Source organism: Galliscardovia ingluviei, assembly GCF_014635685.1.
GTDB lineage: Bacteria > Actinomycetota > Actinomycetes > Actinomycetales > Bifidobacteriaceae > Galliscardovia > Galliscardovia ingluviei.
Map to the genome: position 1 here is coordinate 397,994 of NZ_BMDH01000002.1, position 24,662 is coordinate 422,655.

13 protein-coding genes and 1 tRNA gene are annotated in these 24,662 nt (G+C 45.3%); 5 read left to right on the top strand and 9 right to left on the bottom strand.

Annotation, left to right across the window (positions count from 1 at the left end; translation table 11 throughout):
* Positions 1-435: 435 nt before the first annotated feature.
* Complete coding sequence (locus tag IEU85_RS05785) at positions 436-6,042, bottom strand: LPXTG cell wall anchor domain-containing protein (RefSeq protein ID WP_188355276.1); 5,607 nt, start codon at positions 6,040-6,042, stop codon at positions 436-438.
* Between the two features lie 2,086 nt (positions 6,043-8,128).
* Between IEU85_RS05785 and IEU85_RS05790 the strand changes: the two genes are divergently transcribed.
* The 4 genes from IEU85_RS05790 (at position 8,129) to IEU85_RS05805 (ending at position 13,178) form a co-directional block, all read left to right on the top strand.
* On the top strand, positions 8,129-8,527 hold the full coding sequence (locus IEU85_RS05790; RefSeq protein WP_188355277.1) for a helix-turn-helix domain-containing protein: 399 nt from the start codon (positions 8,129-8,131) through the stop codon (positions 8,525-8,527).
* A 126-nt stretch (positions 8,528-8,653) separates the two neighbouring features.
* A complete protein-coding gene (locus IEU85_RS05795; RefSeq protein ID WP_188355278.1) occupies positions 8,654-9,259 on the top strand; it encodes a PIN domain-containing protein in 606 nt (201 codons plus the stop codon).
* An 816-nt stretch (positions 9,260-10,075) separates the two neighbouring features.
* Positions 10,076-11,548, top strand: a complete 1,473-nt coding sequence (locus IEU85_RS05800; protein WP_188355361.1) for an amino acid permease — start codon at positions 10,076-10,078, stop codon at positions 11,546-11,548.
* A 388-nt stretch (positions 11,549-11,936) separates the two neighbouring features.
* Positions 11,937-13,178, top strand: a complete 1,242-nt coding sequence (locus IEU85_RS05805) for a Fic family protein (protein WP_188355279.1) — start codon at positions 11,937-11,939, stop codon at positions 13,176-13,178.
* A gap of 89 nt (positions 13,179-13,267) precedes the next feature.
* On the opposite strand, the gene IEU85_RS05810 is transcribed toward IEU85_RS05805, so the two are convergent.
* On the bottom strand, positions 13,268-14,665 hold the full coding sequence (locus IEU85_RS05810; protein WP_188355280.1) for an arsenate reductase/protein-tyrosine-phosphatase family protein: 1,398 nt from the start codon (positions 14,663-14,665) through the stop codon (positions 13,268-13,270).
* Between the two features lie 340 nt (positions 14,666-15,005).
* Between IEU85_RS05810 and IEU85_RS05815 the strand changes: the two genes are divergently transcribed.
* Positions 15,006-15,093 (top strand) — tRNA-Ser (locus tag IEU85_RS05815).
* 206 nt (positions 15,094-15,299) lie between these two features.
* On the opposite strand, the gene trmD is transcribed toward IEU85_RS05815, so the two are convergent.
* From trmD to IEU85_RS05850, 7 genes are all read right to left on the bottom strand, one after another.
* Positions 15,300-16,247 carry a tRNA (guanosine(37)-N1)-methyltransferase TrmD gene (gene trmD / locus IEU85_RS05820; protein WP_188355281.1) on the bottom strand — a complete coding sequence of 316 codons (948 nt, stop codon included), beginning with the start codon at positions 16,245-16,247 and terminating at the stop codon, positions 15,300-15,302.
* Positions 16,248-16,437: 190 nt separating this feature from the next.
* On the bottom strand, positions 16,438-17,160 hold the full coding sequence (locus tag IEU85_RS08830) for a ribosome maturation factor RimM (RefSeq protein WP_188355282.1): 723 nt from the start codon (positions 17,158-17,160) through the stop codon (positions 16,438-16,440).
* A 287-nt stretch (positions 17,161-17,447) separates the two neighbouring features.
* Complete coding sequence (locus IEU85_RS05830; protein ID WP_188355283.1) at positions 17,448-17,678, bottom strand: RNA-binding protein; 231 nt, start codon at positions 17,676-17,678, stop codon at positions 17,448-17,450.
* Position 17,679: 1 nt separating this feature from the next.
* Positions 17,680-18,144: a 30S ribosomal protein S16 gene (gene rpsP, locus IEU85_RS05835; RefSeq protein ID WP_188355284.1), complete on the bottom strand. Its 465-nt coding sequence runs from the start codon at positions 18,142-18,144 to the stop codon at positions 17,680-17,682.
* Positions 18,145-18,301: 157 nt separating this feature from the next.
* Positions 18,302-19,036, bottom strand: coding sequence for an RsmD family RNA methyltransferase (locus tag IEU85_RS05840; RefSeq protein WP_229714785.1), 735 nt, complete (start codon positions 19,034-19,036; stop codon positions 18,302-18,304).
* 733 nt (positions 19,037-19,769) lie between these two features.
* Positions 19,770-22,673, bottom strand: a complete 2,904-nt coding sequence (locus IEU85_RS05845) for an ATP-dependent DNA helicase RecG (RefSeq protein WP_229714786.1) — start codon at positions 22,671-22,673, stop codon at positions 19,770-19,772.
* Between the two features lie 401 nt (positions 22,674-23,074).
* Positions 23,075-24,484 (bottom strand): MFS transporter, encoded by a 1,410-nt coding sequence (locus tag IEU85_RS05850; RefSeq protein ID WP_188355285.1) that lies wholly within the window; start codon positions 24,482-24,484, stop codon positions 23,075-23,077.
* Positions 24,485-24,662: the final 178 nt, after the last annotated feature.

Genomic DNA, 24,662 nt, shown 5'->3' on the forward strand with positions numbered 1-24,662 from the left:
TTACAACCGTGATGTGGAGCAAGCCGTATGCTACTACGGCATGCGGCTTAAGTACTGGGAGTCAATATGACTAAACAAACATAACAAGCCGCACAAGGGCAAGAAAATTGTAGCACTAACAACCATAGCCGTAGTAGTCGCACACATGAATCATGTGCTAGCCCTACTACTTGTAGCGGTTATCGTTGGCTACATTTTCGCGCTCTAATGCGGTAACTGCCGTGCTCCCCTCACAAGGAGAGCACGGCACTATTACCTACTCAGCCACCTCGCATAGCTACTTGTCTACCGGACTGAACTATCGACCTACTCGGCAGTTTCCACAGTTTCCAAAGCACGAACCATAGCCGCGCACTACTAGAAATCTTGAATGAGATTCAGCGAGTATTCACAATCATGCTCAACAATGTTCAATCATGCTCAACAATCGCTGAATTACTCCACATCCCCTGCAAGCGACTTACGTCGGCGTTCATTAAAGACCACGGAAAGCACGCCACCTGTTAACACTGCCGCACCAATAATCAAGAATGTTGTCGCAGCTGAACCACCGGTACGCGGTAGATTTGGTGAAATTGGCTCTACGAACTTCACCTTAATCACCGAGTGTTCATCCACCGTAGTGGAAAATGGAGCTGGAATATCATCCTCAGGTTTATCAGGGGTGTTCTTCACATCTTCAAAATCCTTCACTTTATGAGTAGTCCAGTCCTTCACTCGGAACAGCGTATGATCTGGAATTGAATTAGCATATCTACCCATGTACCAAGTCTTCACTTGGTCGGAAGTAGCCAGCTTCTCCCACTGTGAGGAGTCACTGACATCAGCATTGTTTGGATCATTGCCAGTGTACAAGTAGTATTGCGGTTCAAAATATGTGCCTGTGGTTCCGTCCTTCTGATAAGCGTTCACCGCCAAAGCACTTGGGTAGATATGGCGTGTATTATTTTGCTCTACCACGCTGGTAAGCGGACCTACTTTATAGCCAGTTTTCTTATCGCTTGGAGCCGCGTCTATAACGCTTTGATCCACGCCAAAATCAATACTACTATCGATCTTACCACTATCTGCATTTTGAGTATGTACTGCAAATGCTTGCTTAGCCGCATCCGTTCCCTCAGCAAGAATCGTGAGCTCGGAAGTATGGAATTCTACATAGCACACAATGTTCTGACCTGGCTGCAAAAACGCTGCCGGAGCTCCTGGCGAATCCTTAACCATTGATTTCATCGAAGTTGGGCAGTCATAATCGAAGTACCAACTACGGTGATTGGAAAGTTCTGGCTTATACACTTGTGCAGCAAGCCACTTTGGATCGCGAGCACCTACATACGTGTCCTGCTTTTGATTAGTTGCACCTATTGGGTCAGCCCAGAACTTAAAGTGATTGCCTTCGCCTGCCACTTCTATACCAGGTGTAGCTGTGCCATCCCCTGGTTCTTTATGAGCTGGAAGAATGCCATTTTTCACATTCGCTTTGAATTTTTGACCCTTGCGGTCCTTGGAATCATACTGCTTGTGGAATGGCTGCCAACCATCTTTATACGGTTTCTCACCTTTATCATCTGTATAGTTCTTAATCTGTTCCAACAACCATGCACGACGTGCAGAGGCCGTCATGGTACCAGCACCGGCAACATTTGTTGGGGTGCCGTCTTTCACGTAATCTTCCGGACCATTAACCTTTGCGTCGCCCCTCTGACCGTCAGCAGAATCAGGCATTGGCACTGTCCCGCTATTTCTAAACGCCACCTCATCACCCATGGAATAAATCATGATGGACTGTGCGCACTTGTAGGTAAGGGTCAGTGTATAGCTGTTCTTGTCCTTCTCCATAGTGACGTTATAGGTATTTGGATCGCGTGAGTAGCGCGCTGTTCCTGAGCCAGCATCTCGGTCGGCAATATGCGCTTTCTCATTCGGGTAGAGTGCTTGCGTATTTTTCTTTGATGCATCCACATCAGTACGCTCAATTGACGCTTCATTTGGTTCTACCGGGCATCCTGGCACAACCTGCTGCTCCACATACGAATCGTACATAATAGCAACATTTTCGCCTACACCGAACTTGTATGGCTTACCGATATCAGCTGTTTTTGCAGCGGCAGTTCCAGTTTGGTAAGCAATCCGCGTACTAATACCATATGGCGAACCATTGGCTTGCGGTGTATATGTCATTTCTTTACCAGTTGTGGCATCAATAAACTTATATGCCACATCTACGGTAATCTGTGCAGCAGTCTGCTCATAATAGAAGTAGAATGGGTCAGGCTCAATGCCTAGTGATACGATGCCTTTCTTGTTATCCATGCCAATCGGCCCAGATCCAAGGCTCTGCGAAGGCAAACCAGTAGTCATGCCGATCTCATCTTTTGCTGCCCAATACCACGGGCCACTCTTCTGGTTGACATCGCGATGCATAATCGTCTGCTTGCCGCCCGAAGTGAAGGTTTTATCAGTGTATAAATCTTCACCTTGTGTAGCATTGTGAATAGCGTCCATACGACTTTTAACAGCGGCGATACCTTTGGCATTCAAGCGTGCTTTCAAACCTGGCACACCACGGAAAGTCAAGTAGTCATTCTGCTTATCAGTCAGCTGGAAAGCCTCATGAAGCACAGTGCCATCGGTTTTTTTACCGCGGAAGTCAAATGTGTAGACTGCAGGCACTGCACCCGCGGTGTCAGCCGGTACAAGGCGCAAATATTTGGTAGCAATAGTGCCATTAGGGTTCGAGAGCTTGAGTTTCTCAAATTGGCGAATATCGAATATTTCGCCCGGGAAGTACGTCATTACTGTATCGGTTGCACGAGTGCATTGATCGTCTTGCAGTGAGCGCATGGCATTGGGGTCACCTGCGGCACACTGATACACATCATAGCCAACGAAAGGTGCATTACCAACTCGCACTGGTACTACGCCAGAGACTTTGTGTGAGAAATCATCTTTTACATTTACCGTGTCTTTTTGGTCAGCGATCGATGGCATACCGGCAAGCACTATACCGTCTTTATTGGCATAGCGTACTGGCACGTCATACGGCTGGGTAGGAACCCGTAACATTTGCTGACCGCCTGCGTCAATATATCTATTTACACCTCCTGCTCTGAAGTAGCTTTGATTGACTGGAATCATTGGTACCACGAAATATGCAGCATCGTCAAAACTGTTGATATAGCCGTCTGACTTAAGATAGCCATACTCGTCTGGGTTGAGTTGTTTCACATTATTCCAGTTGACGGAAAGGTCTCTGAGCGCCTCACCGTAGAGTGGCGCAATGGTCTTTTTGTTATCAAAAGAGCTGCGCAAAATGCCACGACCTTGCTCGTCAGTGTAGCCTTCTTTAGGAAGATAACCATTCTTGTAATGCACGCGCATAAAAGCGGGCACATCTTGAGATGTTTGGCCACTTCCTGGCGTATTATCAATCAATCCACCTCGGCTTGGCTGCTTCTGCCACTGCCAATTGGTAATTTCAGGGCACTTGGATGTGTCACTACTCATACTGGTATCAGTGCACAGATTCTGCCAGTTGTGATCATTTTTGTTGATATCGGAGGCAGCAAAAATTTCGATGCCGTCACTGCCGTCAGCAGTTTCCACGCCTTCTGTCTGCACGAGCTTGGCATGACTGCTCTTGTAATCTTGGTACGTCACATACCAGTCGTTGCTCTCATTTTGCAAGTTTTCAAGATTGATTTCCACACGAGTGGCAAACTTATAGAGGCATCGTGCTGAATCCTGACGGTAGGTAATACCAGGGGAAACGTCATTATATTTGACATCATCGCTTGTCCACACGCAGTTATTCTGGTTGTCGCCTGTTCGTGTGGTGCCACCTAGCCATGGACCATCAGCTCGATCAATATAGTCATGATTTTTCATTCCTACTGGCAAATCACGATTATTGAGAGCACCCTTGACGTTAAAGGTCCAAAATTGGCCCCAATCCCTATACACCTCGTAGCCATTATGCGACTCATCCTCTTGGCAATCGCCATCAGACTCACTCGGACAGTCCATAATAGAGCGGAAATTGTACAGCTTCATCGAAATAACAGCACCGGCATTCTTGCCTTCTGTCACGTGATAGCGTACTTGCCAGCTGCCCAAATCCTCATTATTTTCAGACTGGTATTTAGTATTGAGGTTTTTCTCGCGCGTCTTAGTATAGACATCTGTCCAGTAATCAATTGGATTGCCATTTTTATCAAGGTAGAGGTCTGTCACTTTTGCACGAGTAACCGGAGCCGTTGGCAGAGGCACAGCAAAATGCTGACCGTTAAGCACAAAATCGGTCATATACGCCGAGCCGAAATGCCAATTCTCCTGCTCTCCAGCAGCACAACTTACAGCACGATCAGAAGTGTCAAGATTACGCATTGTCGGTACAGTAGAATTTCCGCAAGTGCGCGTATCAGCTGTCAAACCCCAGTAATCGAAGGTCCAATCAACACCTGTACGGAACGGTAATCCGGAATAACCGTCTGGTCGAGTAGGCTTAGCATTCCACTGTGCAATCGTGCCATCGCTTGTATCAAACGTTGGGGATTTGATAATGCGAGTGAAATAACCCCAGTTATATGATGAATCCCTTTTGATGTCGCCAGTTTCTGGGTTAAACCACCAATCCCAGTTTTTCGTATTCATTTGATATCTGGCTTTTGCCATCGACACATCATTCTTCGGATCGGAGTTGCCCGAAGGGATGTCGCGCCCCCACTGGCGCGCAACGAACGGCCATTGTGTCCCCAATCCCCATACTTCTTCGCCAGAACCAAAATTAAAACCTGGCGTATTGTAATTTTGCGTCTTAGAAATTGGAGTAAGAGATACAGTCTTTGCCGTAGTAGAAAGCTTAATATTTGTAAACTTCGCATTCGTGTTTGGAGTCACAACATATGTTTGCACAGTACGACCCACCTCTTTCGCAGCTGGGTCGTTATTCGTAAACGCAGCTTTATTTTCACGCCAATCCTTGTAGTACTTCCAATACTGCTCATCCTCACTTAGAGCATTGAGATTCACACGATTGACGTTAATCTTAGGAATTGCTTTATCGTGAGAGCTATCTGTTTGGAGCTTCCAGCCATCGAGCTTATACTCATTCCACGTATCCTCTCCCATCACTAAGTGTCTATCACGTTTGAGATCGATAGTGATAGTAGTGGATTGTCCCTTTTTCACCCATTGACGACCGAAACTATCAAGCTTATTGTCAGAGGAAATTTTGATGTCGCCGCCATTACCATTTTTCTCATTGTCAGGAATATCATAGGTAATGTATTCAAGATCATTAAGGGAATAGAATTTGGCAAAAAGGTGCTTCTCAAGATCAGTAGAAGTAGCAAGAAGATCTACATATTGCTCATTTGGGAAAGCATTATCAGTATCCTTAGGGTGGATCACATAATAGCTTTGGTTCGTGCCTTTGTTATCTTCAATATTGTCGTAATAGCCAATGCTGTCCACTTCAATAGAGCGCTTTTGGTGATTGTCATCCTCTGCTTCATAATACAAGCCGACGAACTGGTACGTAATATCGCCCGCTTTTACTTTTGCATCAGAATTAGGGTACGTATCTATTTTTGCAGTGGAATAGGTATAAGCACCGTCATATGTGCCACCTTGGGTATTGATGGTTTTAGTAACATTGCCATCAATGTCAATAGCTACCTGCTGTAAGCGAATATCAGGTGCCGTTGCCGCATTTGCTTGAGGAAGTGTCGAATAGAATTCACCTACTCCTGGTAGTAACCCCCCGCCTGAGCCGGTTACAAATAATGCAAAAGCAAGAATAACGCTCGTCAATGCTGTAATTAGCTTGCCAAAGGTGCTACGTATACGCAATGTATTCGCCTTAACCTTACTTGATACTGTAAATAATGTAAATACTGTACTGCGGTGAACACTTGATGATGCTTTGTGGCGAACATCTGATGACACTTTGCGATAAGCACCTGATACCAATAGCGCAAAAGCATGGCGGAGAGAAGCCTTACCATGCTTCCTGCTGCCAGATACGAGATTCCCCTTACTCATAACCTTCACATCCCCTTCTCATGCTTCCCTCATGAGGCTCTCTACGCTCACAGCTTTTCTCCCCAAACTGCGAACCACCCCTAGTTACCTATGCTCCTCCCCAAAGGAACATGCGCTAACTCACAGTGTACAACATTTATATTGTAATCTGTAATCTGACATCTTGTGCGTGTTATGCCGTCTTATGCCAGTTAAGCGCTTTGTGATGTAAGTGAAGCTTATCAAGTGCAGCTTAATAAGTACGGCTTATGTAAATACGACTTATGTAAATACGACTTATGGGCAGAAAAAGGCACGTAGGCAGAAAAACAGAAAGCATGGCGACGAGATGTCTTACCATGCTTTCTGCTACCAGATACGAGATTCCCCTTACTCGTAACCTTCATATCCCCTTCTCATCTTCCCCTCTACATGCGTGTTCCCCAACCCGCAAGTTTATATCTGCAGTTTCCCTTGTCTGCAGACTTTGCTATCCGTGAGTTCCCAGCTCACAGACCTGTGCTGACAAACTACGTACATCTGTGTCAGCAAATTTCATCCCCAACCCGCAAATCTTGTGTGTCCTGTATAGATTTGTTCTATACACCTACCCCTACTATCTGAGCAATTCCTACTGCCCGAACAATTCTCACTGCCCGAACAATCCTTACTGCCTGAGCAATCAAAAGCCTCAAAATATGTTGCGATATTTCGCGGCAACCCCTGTCTGAATGCTCCAGATAGATGACCTACAAGGATCTACAAGTCAATTCGCTTTTTACTTTTCTCTTCTTCCTCTGCATACACTAAAGCACAGCATGCGTATTTGCAAATGCAACATTTCGCTTCCTTGATTCATAATTGACACCCTGTCAGCTGCTATTCGTCCGTCACGAGGCCCCACTAATCTACTTCGCATTACATGAGTCATTCTCTGTAGAATGCTGGTTTTGCGTCGCTGATATCGACATCTTCCCTGCTTCAAAAGTAGCATTTTTGAACATTCTTATGTAAATATTCGCTATTTTCTGCAAGTAAATGTTCTATTTTGTTCTCTTTTCTTGTATAGAGTTTGATGAAATTTCGTAGAGCAAACCAGCATTCCCTCATATCCAGTGACCGCTTATCTAATTTATCCAGATAAGATTTTCAGCTTATTACAAATTACTACCCCTTTCTAAAACAACGATTTTTCAACCTTTTAGTGTTTTCCGTGCGTTCTCCCATACTTTTATTATTAAATTCTCAGGTTATTTTAAGGTTTCTAACTCGGTAAATTTTCACGTTCTATATTTTGTAAAAATACATCTTTAGCATGCAGGTAGCGAATTTTCCTGACAGAAACTGCAAAATTGTCAATTTTTACCGTGAAATTTTACTCTTTTATGCAATCAGATGTCGCCCTCGACGCATTTTCAGCCGCTCTTTTTCGCCCAAGTATTTACAATATGTCAATTTTATAATGTAATGTAATTCACATTTTTATTTAGCCATTTTATGTTATTGCCCAGCATCACACCCACACCCCCTAATGAATTTTTTACCGTCCTGTCACCTCTCTCAAGTAGCTCACGCACCCTGCACAAACCCACACACTCCATCAAGCAAACCTTGTACCCCTCCCAAGCACCAAGCGACCCTTGTACTCTGCCGAAACCTCCTCTTACACTCTACAATCCTCTCACCTTTAACAAAACCGGCTACTCCGAAATATCTGATGTTTCAACCCGTACACTTCCCCACCCAAAACCGGCTAGTGCGAAATATCAGATATTCCAAACCATACGAAACACAGAAACCACACTCAGAAACCCCGCTACTTTGCAATAACAGCTATTCAAAAGCGTACACTTCCCCACCCAAAACCCACTACTCCGAAACATCTGATATTCCAACATGTACACAACATTATGGTTCTAGATCCATTGGGAATATGCATACCGATTTTGTATTAACCAGACCACTAACTAGTACGCATAATACATTTTCAAGCAAAAAGCACTACATAAAGTGTCGTCAAATAAACACAAGCTGAAAAACTAAGAACATACTTGCATATTGGTCATATTGGACATATACTGGTCAAATTAGTCAGAATGGAGGAGAAATGAGCATTACACCAATACTTGCGGAACCAATCAGAGCAGACAAACCATTTATTTTGCAAGGACAAGGAAGAACCTATGAACTAGACTACACTGCTTTTGAAGCAGCACTCCATGCAGCAATAGCTATTTCTGAATTTGAACGCAGCGAACCTAATGCCGGACAAGCAATCACAACTGGAGAAGCAGCAAAAATATTAGGTGTTTCTCAGAAAACAGTACAACGCATTCTAGATGCAGGAAAAATCCCCTATACACGTAACGGCGAACGAGGCAATCGAATGATGCGAGAACGTGATGTCCTACTATATAAAGCGCAAATGCAACATGATAGAAAACAATCCCTTCACCAGATGCGAATGATTGCAAAAGACATGAATCTATACGACATAAATAAGTAATTGTTTAAGTTAGGAGTGCTCCAGCATAGTCAGCAGTGTGCTACCAACCAGCGAGCAGAATACCGCCAGCGCAGTTCATAGAACACTAATAGCAGGCGAACCACAGAACACATCAAAGTAGGCATCATGAATCCAAGAGCTTTAGACATTGGCAAATCTTCACAAATTGAACGAGCCGTACTTGATGCAAATATATTCTTTTCCATGTGGATTCTAGATCCAATCCTTTCAATCGCAGATACAGGACTGTTTGAACCAGTCTGGTCACAGCAAATTATCAACGAAGTACAACAGCACTTGCCTGATGTCTGGGAAAAAGCTCAAATGACGCAAATCACAAGCTTTCTTACTGCTATTCAAAAAGCTTTTCCATGGTCCTCGCACGATAACTGGAATCAATATTTAGGAAATTTCATACTTCCGGATCCAAATGACAACCACGTTCTCGCACTAGCACTTGCTTCCGATTCATCGATTATCATAACTAATAATATTCGAGACTTTCCAGATAAAGTTTTGCAACCATTAGGCGTTACCGCAGTAACTCCAGATGAGTTTTTAACTGCACTACTTAATAGCGATGAGAAAACCGTGGTTGCAACAATACAGGATCTTATCCAAGAAAAGCAATTTCCACCACGGACGTTTTTTGAAGAGATACGCGGATTACAACACGTAGGACTACACAACTTTGCCAAGCTATTGCAGACTAAATTATCACAGTTCCTTTGAAAAGGGATATTCTGGAGGACGCAGCGCCCGCAAAGTGGCTACTTTGCAATAACAGCTATTCAAAGGCGTACACTTCCCCACCCAAAACCCACTACTCCGAAATATCTGATGTTCCAAACCATACAAAGCGCAACAGCCACACTCCAAAAACCGCTATTTTGCAATAGCAGGCATTCAAAGACATACACTTCCAAGAAGAAAACTCGCTACTTCGAAACATCAGATATTCTAAGCCGTACAGAATAAAGCGATATCAACACATAAAACCGCTAGTACGAAATATCAGATGTTTCAAACCATACACAACGTTAAGCTTCTAAAGCAATCTAGAGGATATCCATACCAGTTTTGTATTAACCAGACCAGTAACTAGTTCACGCAATACATTCCAACCCATATTTTTGCATACCGCGAACCAGTAACTGGTTCATACAATACAAAACACCGTATTAGAGCATAAAAATGGAACACAACTGCCCATAAAGGTACACAGTGAGCTAGGCTCTTGCATTAGGAATTGCGTGCGCAAAGGATTACCACAAAAGTAGGTATTCGCAAGAACGCAGCTTATGAGGTAACGCTCATGAGACAGCACTTATAAGGCAACGCTCATAAGCATGAGATAACAGGTCAACGAGGAGCCGCAGGGAACATATGGCACAGGCATCATCAGGAAACGAAAACGCCAATAGTACAGCAGCAGGCAATGCAGAAGCTACAAATACAGCAAATACAACAAGCGCAGCAAATACAAGCAACACTGCAAGCGTGACTAGCAAGACAACCAACAAGCCAGTACACACTACCGATGCGCCAATGCCACCTTCTCTGCGCAAACAGTTGAAAAATCGCCATATCCAGCTGATTGCATTAGGCGGTGCCATTGGAACCGGCCTTTTCTATGGTTCAAGTGAATCTATTGCGCTGGCTGGACCTTCGATTTTGCTGGCCTACCTGCTTGGCGGCGCCATGATTTTCCTGATTGTGCGCGCACTCAGCGAAATGAGTGTGGAAGATCCAAAAGCCGGCGCATTCAGCTACTACGCCAGCACCTACTGGTCGCGCAGGGCCGGGTTCATTTCAGGCTGGAACTACTGGTTTAACTACATTCTCGTGGCCATGGTCGAGCTTGCTGTGGTTGGTTCGTTCGTCAACTACTGGTTCCCGAATATTCCGGCTTGGGCTTCCGCAGCGTTCTTCCTAGTGCTGATTACCGCAATGAACCTGTTCGGAGTGAGCAAGTTTGGCGAATTTGAATTCTGGTTTGCCATTATCAAAATTGTTGCAGTACTTGCCATGATTGTTGGAGGCATCGCTGTAGTTATTATGGGACTTCCAACCGATAGTGGTATTCGCGCGAGCTTTGCAAACTGGTTTACGGTAGGCGGCGGCTTTATGCCACACGGATTGCTCTCCTGGCAAGCTGCCGCAGATAGCGCTAATGCAGGTGCAAGTGCAGGCGCCGCTGCTGGCTCTTGGTCTGGTTTGCTGATGGCACTGATTGTTGTTATGTTCAGCTTTGGCGGCACAGAGTTAATCGGCATTACAGCTGGCGAAACGGCAGATCCCCGCCGCACTATTCCAAAGGCAACAAACGGCATTATTTGGCGTATTCTCGTGTTTTATGTGGTTGCGCTTGGCGTAATTATGGCAGTAGTTCCATGGAATCAGATTGACGGCAACTCCAGTCCGTTTGTGCAAATTTTTGATTCGATTGGCGTGCATACTGCTGCCGGTATTTTGAATTTCGTATGCTTGACTGCGGTAATGAGCGTATATAATTCCGGCTTGTATTCCAACTCCCGCATGCTCTACTCGCTCGCCCGGCAGGGTAACGCTCCAGCATATTTGGGCAAGCTCAATAAGCGCGGCGTTCCAGTAGCTGGTGTACTTACTTCCTCTGCTATTACTGTGATTGCAGTAGTTGTTGTATTCTTATGGCCTGAGTTTGCGTTTAATTATTTAATGAGTATCGCAACGATTGCAGCAGTAATCAACTGGACTATTATTATGATCACGGAAATGAAGTTCCGCAAAGTTGTTGCAGCGGGGGCTTCCCCAAAGGATTCAGCTCTTGCGGGGCTGAGTGGAGATGCTGCTTTGCAAGCGATTGCGTTTAAGCTACCGTTTGCAAAAGTAACACCTTGGGTAGTGCTGACATTCCTCGCTCTAATGGTGGCGCTTATGTGCTTCTCTGCGAGTTACCGCATTGCCGTTATTGCAGGCATTATTGGGCTTGCTGTGCTGTTTACCGCGTATGCGGCGTCACATCGCAAGCGTGCTCACTGAGTTTAGATACTTACTGTGTGCTCACTGAGTTTAAATATTTACTGTGCAGCATGTCGCTTATTTATTAGGTTACTTGCTGCACGGCTCGGTTCAGCTTAAAGATTCACATAGTGCACATCGTAAACACAATACGGTGTGCACTACTTTGTATCGACTACCAGAAACTCTGGGTAGCAGAGTGTACATCATATTCGTGCATTCATCCGTGCATTTTGCGATTTTTTGTACATCCGATGTGCGATTTTTTGTACATTCAATGTACAAGCATCGACTATTTCAGAAATAAATTTATTATTCTATTATGCTTTTTCTTAAAAATGAAGTTATTATTATAAAAATATACTTATCAATCAGTTATTATTATTGATTTTTTTTGGAGAAAAGCATTATGCATTATAAGACCATTACGCAAACCATTCATATGAATGCTTCGTCTCAGCCACCTACCAGCCAAGCAGAAATAGAATATCAGCGCCGCATATCAAATCCTTCAACCTACATTATTCCGTGCAAGCTTGGCCCACATCAGCCATTTGTTACCATTTTTCGCGAATTACATACTCTTATTGAGCAGATCTATTTGACTGAAACACCAGTTCGCGAACAATGGAATGCTTTGCCACAAACCGTCAAGCATGCTTATATCCTTGAGCTTATCAACATAGAAATTGAGAACAGCAATAATATTGAAGGAGTGCACAGCACAAAAGAGGAAATCTCCCTCGCTTTGCAATCGGCCAGCCTTGGCAAACATACGCGATTTAGTGAGTTCGCAAAACTTTTCTTAAGCATAGCGCAGCAGCATATACCATTCGTGCAATCTCTAGAGGACATTCGAGAAATATACGATCAAGTTGTTTCAGAAGAGCTTGCGCCAAACGAGCAACCAGATGGCGAATTATTTAGAGCTAGTCCGGTCAGAATTTTTGACGGTACCGGTGAAGTAGTGCATTCCGGAGTATATCCGGAGACAAAAATCCAAACGCTACTAGCACAATGGCTTATGATCACACGTGATACGTCCATTCCTCCACTAATCCGTGCGGCTTGCTGCCACTATATTTTTGAACATATTCATCCATTCTATGATGGCAACGGCAGAACAGGCCGATTTTTACTTGCTCTACAACTTCAATCCGTGCTCTGTTTACCAACGACTTTAAGCCTCAGCTTGCAAATATCACAGGAAAAAGGTAAGTACAGTAAGGCGTTTGATACAGTGCAGCAACCTCTTAATTGCATGGACCTGTCCTTATTCTGTTATCAGACATTGCAATATATTGCGCATGCTCAACAAGATTTGCTTGAGAATTTAGAGGAAAAGCAGGCTATAATCACTATTTTGAGTTCAGAGATTGCATTTTTAGCTACTACCTACCAATTACGGGATTCTGAGCGATTAGTAATACAGACTTTGGCACAGTATTTTGTGTTAAATTCCGCGCCTGTGGGTGTTTCACGTAAAACATTAGGTGAACAGTTACAGTGGGGCGAGCGCAAATTGGTACATGCATTACAAACACTGGAACGTGAACAACTGGTTCAACGAGAGAAGCAAAAACCAGCAACGTATCAACTCACCGAGCCAGTACAGCAACGGTTGGCACAATACAAGTTTGCCAATCAGTAATTTTGGCAAATCGTTAAGTTGCACACCCAGCAAACCGTGCAGTCAGTAAGCCGAATAGTAGGTAAGTTGCGTAGCCAGAAAGTAATGAGTTATTGCGCAAACAGCGTGCGTGCAATTGTTTGCACTGATGCTTCAATGAGATTGACCGATCGCACAAACACTTCATACTCCTTACCAAACGGATCCTCTACACCCTTCGCAGAAGCAATAAGTGGACGCAACATTGGCGCCAATCTAATAATCTGAAGCAAACGATCAGCACAACTATTTGTCCATTGCAAACGTTGATCACGCTCGGCGGCTTGGCATAGCATAGCAAACTCATCAATAAGGAAAATCTTGCGCGCAGCGCGTGGCTCTATATCAATAAGTTCATTCGCCTGACCACGTGAGAAGCACAATACCACTGTCGCTTCTTGCAAATCACGAGCTTGTACAAACTGCGAGCGCGAACTAGAGGCATCAATACCGCGCTCCCGCAATAGCTGCACAATCGTCGGTTCAGCAGGACTACCGTGCATATGACGCAGCAATCCACAGCTGCGAATAATGCAATCAGGTAGCACTTGTGCTGGTAGCGTCATGTCAGTTTGCGCCTGATCTAGTTGCCTCTGACTTGGTTGTATCTGGTCAGGTTGTGTCAGATTAGGTTGTATCTGGACAGATAGCGTCTTGGCAGGCAGTCCCTGATCAGATTGCACATGCCCTAGTTGCACATGCCCTAGTTGCATCTGGGTTTGCTGGCTGATGCCATCACTCCTCACACCCGAAATGTCATGCGTACCATCGCTTACACGTCTGCCATATTGTGCAGCCGCATGGCGCAGCATATATTCTCCGGTCACCGAGCGGCAAATATTGCCATGACATACAAAAAGAATCGTTGGAACGGCAGGCTTTTGTTGCCGCTGTGTAGGTTTCTGAGCAGATTGTTGTTTGGATTGCTGGACAGTTTGTTGAACAGCAGGTTGAGCTGGCTGGTGAATAAACTGCCGTTGGACTTGCTGCGTGGACTGCTCATTAGATTGTTGCGTAGTTTGCACCACAGTCTGCTGCACAGAATGCTGTGCAAGTTGTCTCACACTACTGGCATTCATTGCGGATAAGTTAGCAGCAGAATGACCAGTATTAACTTTGTCTTTGTCGGCTATTGGACGTTGTGACGGAGTTTGTGACGAGGCGTGTGGCCCTGATGCCGAGCGGGTTGAACTAATCGTCCAACTAACTCCAGCATTACCCATTTGAATTGGAGGAGCCGGAGCTGGAGAAGTTGCAGAACTAGAAGCAGGCAGAGACGCAGAATCCTTCTGCCTTCGCTCTACAGCCTGCCTAGTGTGACGCCCCCTGCAAGCCCCTTTGTTCGCCGTGCCATCGGCGTTATTACGCACATTTTTACCGTTATTACCAACAGCATTATCAATGTTATTACCAGCAGCATGAGCATCTTCGCCAGCACTGCCCCAAAAACTTCTACCCAATCCGACCATAACCATACTCTACAACATGTCCGATAACTATAGAGCTCGTCAAACGCAGTCAGCTTATAACCAAACACATCTAAAACTTGACAGATAATCCACAAAACTGTTCTCTGCTCGTCAAAACTATGCAAAGTTTTCCATGTCCAATAAACTGCCTATTAGGAAATATCAGATGTTTCAAACTAAACTGCACTACTTTCACACCAGCTTCATCATCACCCGTCAATCTCAACGAGATTTAAGACACACAGTAAGTATCTTGATTTGCAAAATACGCAGAGTGTGGTATTCTAGTCAAGTTGCCTAAGCAGTGCATGATATGACAGTTGTGCAAGGCTAACAACATGGAGGATTCGCCTAGTGGTCTATGGCGCACGCTTGGAAAGCGTGTTGGGTTCACGCCCTCACGAGTTCGAATCTCGTATCCTCCGCCATCAAGGTTTTGAGTTTTCACTCAGAGCCTTTTTTGTTATATGGAATGCTGGCACTGGAGTATATAGGTTCATAAGCCCACTTACATGAATTGTAATGCGCTCAGCGCATTAGAGATATATTTCCCACTAATACGCCAATACATCAAATACGTCAATACACCAATGCACCAATGCACCAATGCACCAATCCACCAGTGCACACTACACTACCCCCGCGATTTACGCGGATGAGCTAACGATACTTCCCAACCGAGAGACATCAGCAACTTGCGGTCGGCTTTATCAAGACGGCGGCAATCAAGCTGCTCAATCAAATCTGGGCGAATCGCATTGGTGCGCATAATCGCCTCATCGCGACGATACCGGTCTACTTTGGCGTGATCACCACTTATTAGCACTTGCGGCACTGCAATACCACGCCACGTAGTTGGTTTCGTATATGGACGATGCTCCAGCAGCGCATCTCCAGTATAGCTTTCCTCCACAATAGACTCAGGATTGCCCATAAACCCTGGAATTAAGCGCACAATCGCCTCAATCATCGCGGAAACAGCGACTTCTCCACCATTCAAGACATAGTCGCCAATCGAATATTCGCGCACATCCACGCCCTGCTCAGCATAATATCGTGGCACTCGCGCATCAATACCTTCATATCGTCCACAACCAAATACCAGCTGTTCTGCGTGTGATAGCTCTGTCGCAGCTTGCTGGTTAAACAATGGTGCAGAAGGATTGGGGAAAATAAGTACCTGCTTAAGTTGAGAAGGCTTGTGACCATGTTCAAGTTGTGTGGTCGCGATCGCGCTACTCTGCTCTGCGGCACCAACTTCACTGCCATGCTTAGTAGCATGCACACCATACCCCTGTCCTACTGGCAAATCATCGTCAAGCGTAAGCTCCACGTTTTCCAACTCGCGCGCAGGGAGCCCCAGTACATCATCCAAACATTGTGCCCAAATTTCAGGCTTCATCACCATGCCAGCACCGCCACCCACAGGCGTATCATCAACTGTGCGGTGTACGTCATGCGTCCAGTCGCGTAAATTATGCGCAGTGACTTGCAATAATCCCTTATCTTGTGCCTTACCAAGCAAACTCAAGTTCAAGACATCAAAATATTCTGGAAAAACTGACACAATATCAATGCGCATACACACTCCTACCTTGCTTTGTCTACTTTGTTCTATTCGTACTACTTACTTATCCTATTTATTTCGCAACCATTGATTATTTTGAGGTCTCTACCTATTCTGCAATACCGCTTATTCTGCATCCCTTGTTTATTTCGCGGTCTCTACTTATTTGCAGCTTCTACCTATAGCTTCTACCTATTTACAGTCTCTACCTATCCTGCAGCAAACCGTTTGGCGGAGTTAGTACCAAATACCCTTCTTCCACATCAATTACTGGGATAAACGCATCAACAAATGGCACTAGTGATTCCGCGCCGCTTGGCTCTTGCACTGTAAGCAACCATTGCGCAGGGGATTCAGTAACATCAATAACCGTACCAGCAACATCATATTCACCCTCAGGCTCAGCAGTATCGTGCGGAATGCGCACCTGCAAATGCATCAATTCTTCTGCATAAAATCCTTCATCTTCATCTCCAGCACCTTCATCTCCAGCACCATCTTCCTCAATGGCATCGGCATCTACTACATCTTCAAAATCAGTGCTATCAGCCAATACATCAGAATCTGCGCCATCAGTAAACTCTGTACCATCAGCAAACTCGCCGCCGGTTTCCGCCCTCAATTCGGAATGTCCTTGACTATCGCCAGTTCGAGCAATCTCATGATCCGGCTCAACAAACAGTTCCAATCCCTTAAGCGCCTCAGAAGCATTACGATCATCCACACCTTCAAAATGAATAATCCAACGTTGCTTGAATTTGCGCGAAGAAGCCACTGTCATACTGCCGCCATTTTGCGTAAGTAGCACCGACCCTGGTGCAAAACGCTGCTCTGGCGAGTCCGTGGTCACCATCACATTAACTTCGCCTTTAAGCCCCTGTGCACGACCAATACGGCATACTCTCATCAAATCCTGTTGCTGCGCCATAATCCACCAAGTTCGCTTACATTCCAACAATAATCCGCAGTTTTATAAACTACTAAAATAACTCTACCAAGTAACACCAGCAATAAATCACTAGCAATAAACTAACGACAATACAACCCTGATACCAAATTACAAACAGTCAGCAGCTAACGACCAACCGCTAATAGCCGACCACTACTAACCAACCGCTAATAGCCGACCACTACATCTACCAATAAACCAAAGTAGGTAAAGCGCAAAAGCACCTTACCTACTTCAACATTTCAAACTGGGTTAGCTGTAAATACTTAGCGAACATCCATAATATCTACGCGAACCTTGTGATCTGCAAGCGCTTGCACCACAGTGCGAATAGCATTCGCAGTTCTACCGCCGCGCCCAATTACACGACCGATATCCTCAGGATTCACGCGCACGCGCAACAATTCTCCGCGACTATTTTGATGTGACCTAACTTGCACATCGTCCGGAAAATCTACGATATTCTTAATCAAGTGTTCTACAGCTTCGGTGAGCATCTTACTCAGCCTTCTCCTCAGTTGCTTCAGCTTCTGGCTCAGCAGCTTCTGCTTCTGCAGCGGCAGCTTCTTCAGCTTCCTTCTTTGCCTTTGCTTCAGCTTCAGACTTTGCAGCCTTCAACTTCTGTGCTTCATCAGCAGCAGCGGCTACGCGAGCTTCTGCGTCTGGACCTTCAGCTGCTACCTTCAAAGTACCTTCTGCGCCTGGCAAGCCCTTGAACTTCTGCCAGTCACCGGTAATCTGCAGGAGCTTCAATACTGGTTCAGTTGGCTGTGCGCCAACGCCCAACCAGTACTGTGCACGCTCAGAGTTGATCTGAATCAAAGATGGCTGCTTGTTTGGATCGTAAATACCGATCTCTTCAATAGTCTTACCATCGCGTGCCTTGCGTGAATCCATGATTGCCACGCGGTAGAACGCATAGTGCTTCTTGCCAAAACGCTTCAGACGAATCTTGGTTGCCAAAACGGCTCTCCTTATTACTTAGGGTTGCATGCTATGCGCACATGTGGGGCATGTTTACATAGTCTGCGCGTCCTCATCTACTCGGGGTGTAGAGGGCGCCACGAGCGATGAATAACAGTCTGTTATTGTACTGCAATCCCTAGTCAAATGCGAACTGTTACTCAACATTCGTCGCAGCTGCATTTTCTACTGCTTCTAGGGTATACACGGCTGTTTCTCCGTAATCTTTTGCCCGCGTAATTTCCCACCCCTGTGGCTCCTGCGGTTTTGGCGAGCGCGCCGAACGTTCCACAATGATTACGCTATATCTATCAACTACGCCACACTGCACCAAATCTGCAAGTAGCGCATTACAAACCTCATCTGATACTGCATATGGAGGATCTATAAATACTACATCGAAAGGCTGGTTGGTCTGCGACCCTGCTGACTTGTTTGTTTGCTCGTTTACTTGTTTATTAGCCTTGTTAGCTTTATCAGCTTTGTTAGCGTGCACGACTAGATGACTATCTGTCTTTTCATCAGCGCCATCGCCCCCGAAATTGACAGCATACATTTGCGGAAATTGTTCTGCTTTACCTTTAACGACTTGCGCACTATCATGCGGTTGCCAAGAAGCATGCTTTCGTAATTGCGCAAACGTAGTTCGTAATATATTTGCTGCCTGACTTGCCATTTCAACAGCAACCAACGAATGCGCACCTCTAGAAAGTGCTTCGATACCGAGCGCGCCAGAGCCGGCGTAAAGATCTAAAATGCGCGTATTATCAAGCATTCCCATAGATTCTAGGTGGGAGAATACTGCTTCTTTAGTGCGATCAGTTGTCGGACGAGTACCTTTTGCTGGTACGCGAACTTCAAACCCTTTGAATCTTCCAGAAATAATGCGCATGCCTGTATCATACACTACGCAAAACAGCTACTTCGAAATATCAGATGTTTCAAACCGTACAGAATATCAGCTCATACCAGCCTAAAGTGGCTACTTTGTAATATCAGATATTACAAAACGTACACTCTGCACTGACAGGCATGCAAAAACAGCTGGTTTGTAATATCAGATGTTTCGAACCGTACAGAATCCAAGAGCAAAACACAGCAAAGTCGCTAGTTTGCAATAGCAAGTATTCAAAAGAATACAAAAGACGAGACCCAAGTTAACAAAACCCGCTAGTTTGCAATAGCAACTCTTCCAACATGTACACTTTCCCACACCAATCCAGCCACTCCGCAACAGCAACTATTCCAAACAATACAGAATAGAGGTGTCGCACTCCAAAAAACAGCTCATCTGTAATAGCAATTATTCCAAACCGTACACTCTCATATCAAAACTCGCTACTTTGAAACATCAGACATTCCAAACCGTACGGAATCTAAGAATGAAATACAGAAAACCGCTAGTTAGGAATAACAACTACTCAAACCAGTACATAACACATGCTAAGCACAGCGCATACACTGAACGCACTGCATGCTGAGTACGGTGCATACACTAAGCACACCACATGTTAAGCACAGTGCATACACTGAACGCGCTACATGCTAAACATAGCGCACTGCACACACCAAGCACACTGCACACGCACACTAATTGCTAATAACTGGTAACTAATGACTACTCACTAATTACTCGTAAGATACTGCTCATTGCCGCGCATAAAATCAAGCACCGCACCGGCAAGCTGTGTAGCATCATGCAATTGCGGATCCTGCTCAATTAACTGCTCCGCATACTCACGCGCCTGCCTAATAATCGCAGCGTCTTTAACCACTCTCAGCAGCTTCAACGATGACTGTCCGCCTGATTGCACATCGCCCAGCACATCGCCTGCGCCTCTGAACTCCAAATCAGCTTGAGCGATCTCAAAACCGTCATTTGAATCATGAATTACTCGCAAACGTTCTTCTGCAGGACTGCCGGCGGGAGCGCGCGACACCATAAATGCCCAGCTCTTTGTACCCCCTCTGCCCACTCGCCCGCGTAACTGATGCAATTGCGAAAGCCCAAATCTGTCTGCATCAAATATCACTATGCAGCTTGCTTGCGGAACATCAATACCAACTTCGATAACGGTAGTTGCCACGAGCACAGGCTTCTGCCCTGCTGCAAACTCTTGCATAACGCGGGTTTTGGTTTCATCATCATCTCTGCCGGTAAGCGTTGCAAAAGGTACGCCTTGGAATTGTGGGAGTGCTTGCAAACGTTCCGCAATTTCAAATACCGCATGCATAGGAGGTAGCTGCGAGCGCGATTCCTGACTATCATCTGAGTCTAATCCCAGCCCGATACCAGTAGCATCTTCTGCAATCTCATCTGAACCTAGCTGTATGGGTCGCAGGGTTCGGCCCGAGCCATGCTCAGGCTGTGCTCTCTGCCCTACTGCCGCAGTATCTAACTCCGCAATTCCAGCGTCTAATTCACCATCAATCCCTGTGTCAATACGCGGGCAGATAATGTACGCCCGTTCACCTGCATCAATACGAGCACGAATATGCGCAAACATGCGCCCCATAGTAGCTCCATCCGCCTCTGGCACAACTACTGTGGTTATAGGTTTGCGACCTCCTGGCAGTTCGGTAAGCCATGAAATATCTAAATCGCCAAACCAGGTCATTGCGGCAGTTCGTGGAATTGGCGTGGCTGTCATGACCAGCATATGCGGTGCACGATCGTTCAAATTACGCAATACTTCACGCTGTTGCACGCCAAAACGGTGTTGTTCATCAATTACCACTAACGCCAAGTTAGGCGCTTGGAAATGCTGAGAAAAAGCGGCATGCGTAGCCACAATAATACCCGGTTCTCCACTTGCAGCTTGCGCTAAAGCTCGGCGGCGTTGGGCAAGTTTCAATCCACCAGTGAGCAAAGTGACGGGAATTTGCCCTGAGACTGTAGGTTGGTCTGGGTTTGCTTGCTGATTCAACTCAGACTGCTGATTCAACTCAGAACGTTGCTGCAAACCAGACTGCATCCGCGCCAACATCTCCCGTATGGAGTGTGCATGCTGCTCTGCAAGTACTTGCGTTGGCGCTACCAGCACTGCCTGATATCCACAGCCTACTGCTTGCAGCATTGCCAGGAGTGCAATAATGGTTTTTCCTGAGCCAACCTCACCTTGCAATAGGCGCTGCATAGGGTGAGTGTTTGCCATATCATGCACAATAGTATCGATAACATTCTGCTGCCCCTGCGTTAATGCAAACGGTAGCGAATTGATGCATGACTGCACAAGTTTGCAATATAAGTCATCAGTATCCGCGTTGCCGCACTGCCAAGCACTATCTTGTTTGCTGTGCTCTCTAGCTGAAATTAACGCCGTTTGTGCAATAAGTGCCTCTTCAAAGCGCAATGTTGCTAACGCCTGCATAAACTGTTCGCGCGAATCAGGGTTGTGCATGGCAAGATATGCTTGCGCCCGATGCATAAGTCCTTCTTTTTGGCGAATTTGCTCAGGAATAATATCTGGAAGCGCGTAGGCTAAATTAGCTGCTGTAATGCGAGGTTCTGCTAGATTGAGAGACTTAGCATCAGGTTGAGATTTACTTGTTATAGCAGCTGTAGCAACGTCAACATACTCTGACTCTGCACTAGAGTTCATTTTTCCTACACTGGTGTCAGTATTTCCTACACTGGTATCAGTATTTCCTATGCTAGTGTCACCATTCCCCGCGCCAGCGTTCTCTTTTCCTACGATCACGTTCGCTTTTCCTGCACTAGTGTCAGCATTACTTGTGATAGCGTCATCATCCCCTGCAGTAGCATCTGTAGTTCCTGCGCCATATTCAGGTGAAGTTTGCGCTAACAGTTGCAAAGCATTCATAATAACGTCATGAATATGCTCAGAAGAAATACGAGCATTCGCATGATAGACTGGCCGCGGACGTGCCAAGCGCGCTAACGCTTGAGCTGGCGAATCTGCCTCAGCCGCTGCCCCATGCGCGTACCGCGTGACGATAATATCTGGGTGTGTGAATTGCAGTTGATTATTGAATTCAGTCGGCGTTCCTGCAATAACAAGCTGGGTATCAACTTGCAGTCTTTTTGCCATCCAGTCGGTATAACCACGATTGCGTGAGAAAAATACCAGTCTTGCACTGCCAACGTTATCAAAAAGCAGTGTTTGTTGACTGCCACTACTATCGTTTGCAATGCTGCCATCATTGTGTGAAACATCATTGTATGGCGCATCGTTTGCAATGCCGCTACCACCATATGGCATATCTTCATGCGCCACATCGCCATATGGCATATCATCATGCGGCACATCTTCAACAATGGCTTCTACTCGATTTGGCGAGCGCCCAGAACCTCTGATAACGCGAACATGACGCACTTGCACCACTGCTGCCATTGGTTCGCCCACTTTTGCAAAGCTCAGCGCATGCACAGGATACGGCTTTGCCACACGGAACGGATAATGTGTTAAGAGGTCGCGCACTGTTGTAATTCCAAGAGATTTCAGCGCACTCACGCGGCGTTTATTAGTAATAATTGAGGAAAGCGAAGTCCCTAATACAACAGCCATGCCCACTATTGTACATTGCCTTCCAAAATACATTCTAACCTGCAGCATATCTACAACACATTATGCGGCACACTTACGCCACATCATGCTTCACAATGACTTTTCACACAACAGTATGCAAAATGCATCTTCCATCATGCGTGTATCGCGACTAAGTACACAGTCACACTGGCAAGCACACGGTCATATACAAGTACATAGTCATACGCAAGAGTGCGCGAGGAGCTACATTGTAATTATGTAATTGTTGCAATTCCTGCATTCCCGCGTATACATTACATGCACATGCACATACACATACACATATACATCACATGCACATATATCTATACATACGCAGATGTCTTGCTAATCAGCAGTTTGAGCATGACTGCTAATCAACAAGACATAAACGCAGATTATTAGGCTACATCACTTTCAATAGCATCATCCTTAAGCTTATTGGCTTCCTGAATTTCCAGCATGCGTTTATTTGAAAGTTTGTAAGGAATAAGAATGACAATTCCAGCAATCATAATAATGCCAGGAATTAAATTCACTACCAAGCTTATATTGCTGCGCATTGCCATATCCATTACAACACCCTTATGGTAACCAACCACGCCAAGCAAGAACATACCAAGCGAACCACCGATTGCCATGCCGGCAGCTACAGAAAGTGATACTGCACCTACCACAGTGCCAGGCATACGACGACCATTGCGATAATAATCATATTCAATACAATCAGAACAAGCGGAGAATCCAATAATACTGCCCATCATAGAAACACCGAACATAAAAGTCAGTACACCAATAAGTACCACATTGTCATATGGAGTAAAGTGCATAGCAATAAGTATTACGCCTTGCATAATAGAACCAAACATCAAAGCAGTTTTCTTACTGAAATATTTCAAAATAAATGGCACAATAAGTGGTGGAATAAACTGACCAGCAGTGAACGCCATTAACATTGGACTTACCAAATCAGGACGCTCCACTGAATAAATGTAATAGTACGTGCTGATACTGACCCGCCATAGTGTAGCACCTGTTGCAACAAGATTAAAGAGTACAAACCAAAGCAATTGGGAGTTTCGCATCAAAGAGACAAGTGACTCTTTCACAGTAATTTTTGGAGCATCAGGAGCCACAGCAACATGCTCTTTACAGGCGACAAATGCGAACAGCAGGAATGGAATAGTGGCAATAGCAAAGATCAAGTTAGTAGTAAAATACCCGCGAGCGCCGTTGCCAAAGAAGAGAATTAACGGCATAGTGATACCTGAAAGCACTAGGCGCCCAACACTTGACCCCATCGAACGGTAGGAGTTTAATACCACGCGCTCGTTCATATCAGCACTTATAGTGTTCACTAATGTACCTTTTGCCGTGTCAACCATGGTAAATACCACACTTAAGCAAATATAGGTAAAACCAGCCCAGAGCACTTTGGTAACTGTGGTATGACCTACTGTAGTAAAAGTGAGTATGCTAAGCACTACAAGGAACGGCAGTCCCCATAGCAACCATGGTCTACACAAGCCAAACCTGCTTTTTGTGCGGTCAATAATATTTCCCGCAATAGGGGTACCGACCGATTGAATAATGCGAACGATCAGCATCAGTGCTGCAACAATTGCTGGAGCGAGTCCGACCGCATCCGTGTAGTAGAGCCCTAAATATGAGGAAATAATTTCAAAAATCAATATGGTACCAATTTCAGCAGAAGCATAGCCAAACCTTGGGAACCATTTCTCAACGAGTGGTCGTTTTTGGGCATCATGTTGTTGCTCTGTATCCGCAAGACTTGATATTGCGTTAGACATGATTGTTCCTTAATAGGTGGATTTTGGTATTTTGGCGTAACTGAGCCCTGAGCTCATTGCATCCTGTGCACAATATGAGCTCAAAGCCATAATTTGATTACGCGTAGTATGAATTAGAAATAGATAACTTACAAAGACTGCTGTCTATAGACTGCAACCAAGAGACTGAGCAATTTAT

Excerpts from the sequence above, each read along its gene's own strand:
- IEU85_RS05785 (WP_188355276.1), bottom strand. The coding sequence starts at position 6,042 with ATGAGTAAGGGGAATCTCGTATCTGGCAGCAGGAAGCATGGTAAGGCT.
- IEU85_RS05790 (WP_188355277.1), top strand. The coding sequence starts at position 8,129 with ATGAGCATTACACCAATACTTGCGGAACCAATCAGAGCAGACAAACCA.
- IEU85_RS05795 (WP_188355278.1), top strand. The coding sequence starts at position 8,654 with ATGAATCCAAGAGCTTTAGACATTGGCAAATCTTCACAAATTGAACGA.
- IEU85_RS05800 (WP_188355361.1), top strand. The coding sequence starts at position 10,076 with ATGCCACCTTCTCTGCGCAAACAGTTGAAAAATCGCCATATCCAGCTG.
- IEU85_RS05805 (WP_188355279.1), top strand. The coding sequence starts at position 11,937 with ATGCATTATAAGACCATTACGCAAACCATTCATATGAATGCTTCGTCT.
- IEU85_RS05810 (WP_188355280.1), bottom strand. The coding sequence starts at position 14,665 with ATGGTCGGATTGGGTAGAAGTTTTTGGGGCAGTGCTGGCGAAGATGCT.
- trmD (WP_188355281.1), bottom strand. The coding sequence starts at position 16,247 with ATGCGCATTGATATTGTGTCAGTTTTTCCAGAATATTTTGATGTCTTG.
- IEU85_RS08830 (WP_188355282.1), bottom strand. The coding sequence starts at position 17,160 with ATGGCGCAGCAACAGGATTTGATGAGAGTATGCCGTATTGGTCGTGCA.
- IEU85_RS05830 (WP_188355283.1), bottom strand. The coding sequence starts at position 17,678 with ATGCTCACCGAAGCTGTAGAACACTTGATTAAGAATATCGTAGATTTT.
- IEU85_RS05840 (WP_229714785.1), bottom strand. The coding sequence starts at position 19,036 with ATGCGCATTATTTCTGGAAGATTCAAAGGGTTTGAAGTTCGCGTACCA.
- IEU85_RS05845 (WP_229714786.1), bottom strand. The coding sequence starts at position 22,673 with ATGGCTGTTGTATTAGGGACTTCGCTTTCCTCAATTATTACTAATAAA.
- IEU85_RS05850 (WP_188355285.1), bottom strand. The coding sequence starts at position 24,484 with ATGTCTAACGCAATATCAAGTCTTGCGGATACAGAGCAACAACATGAT.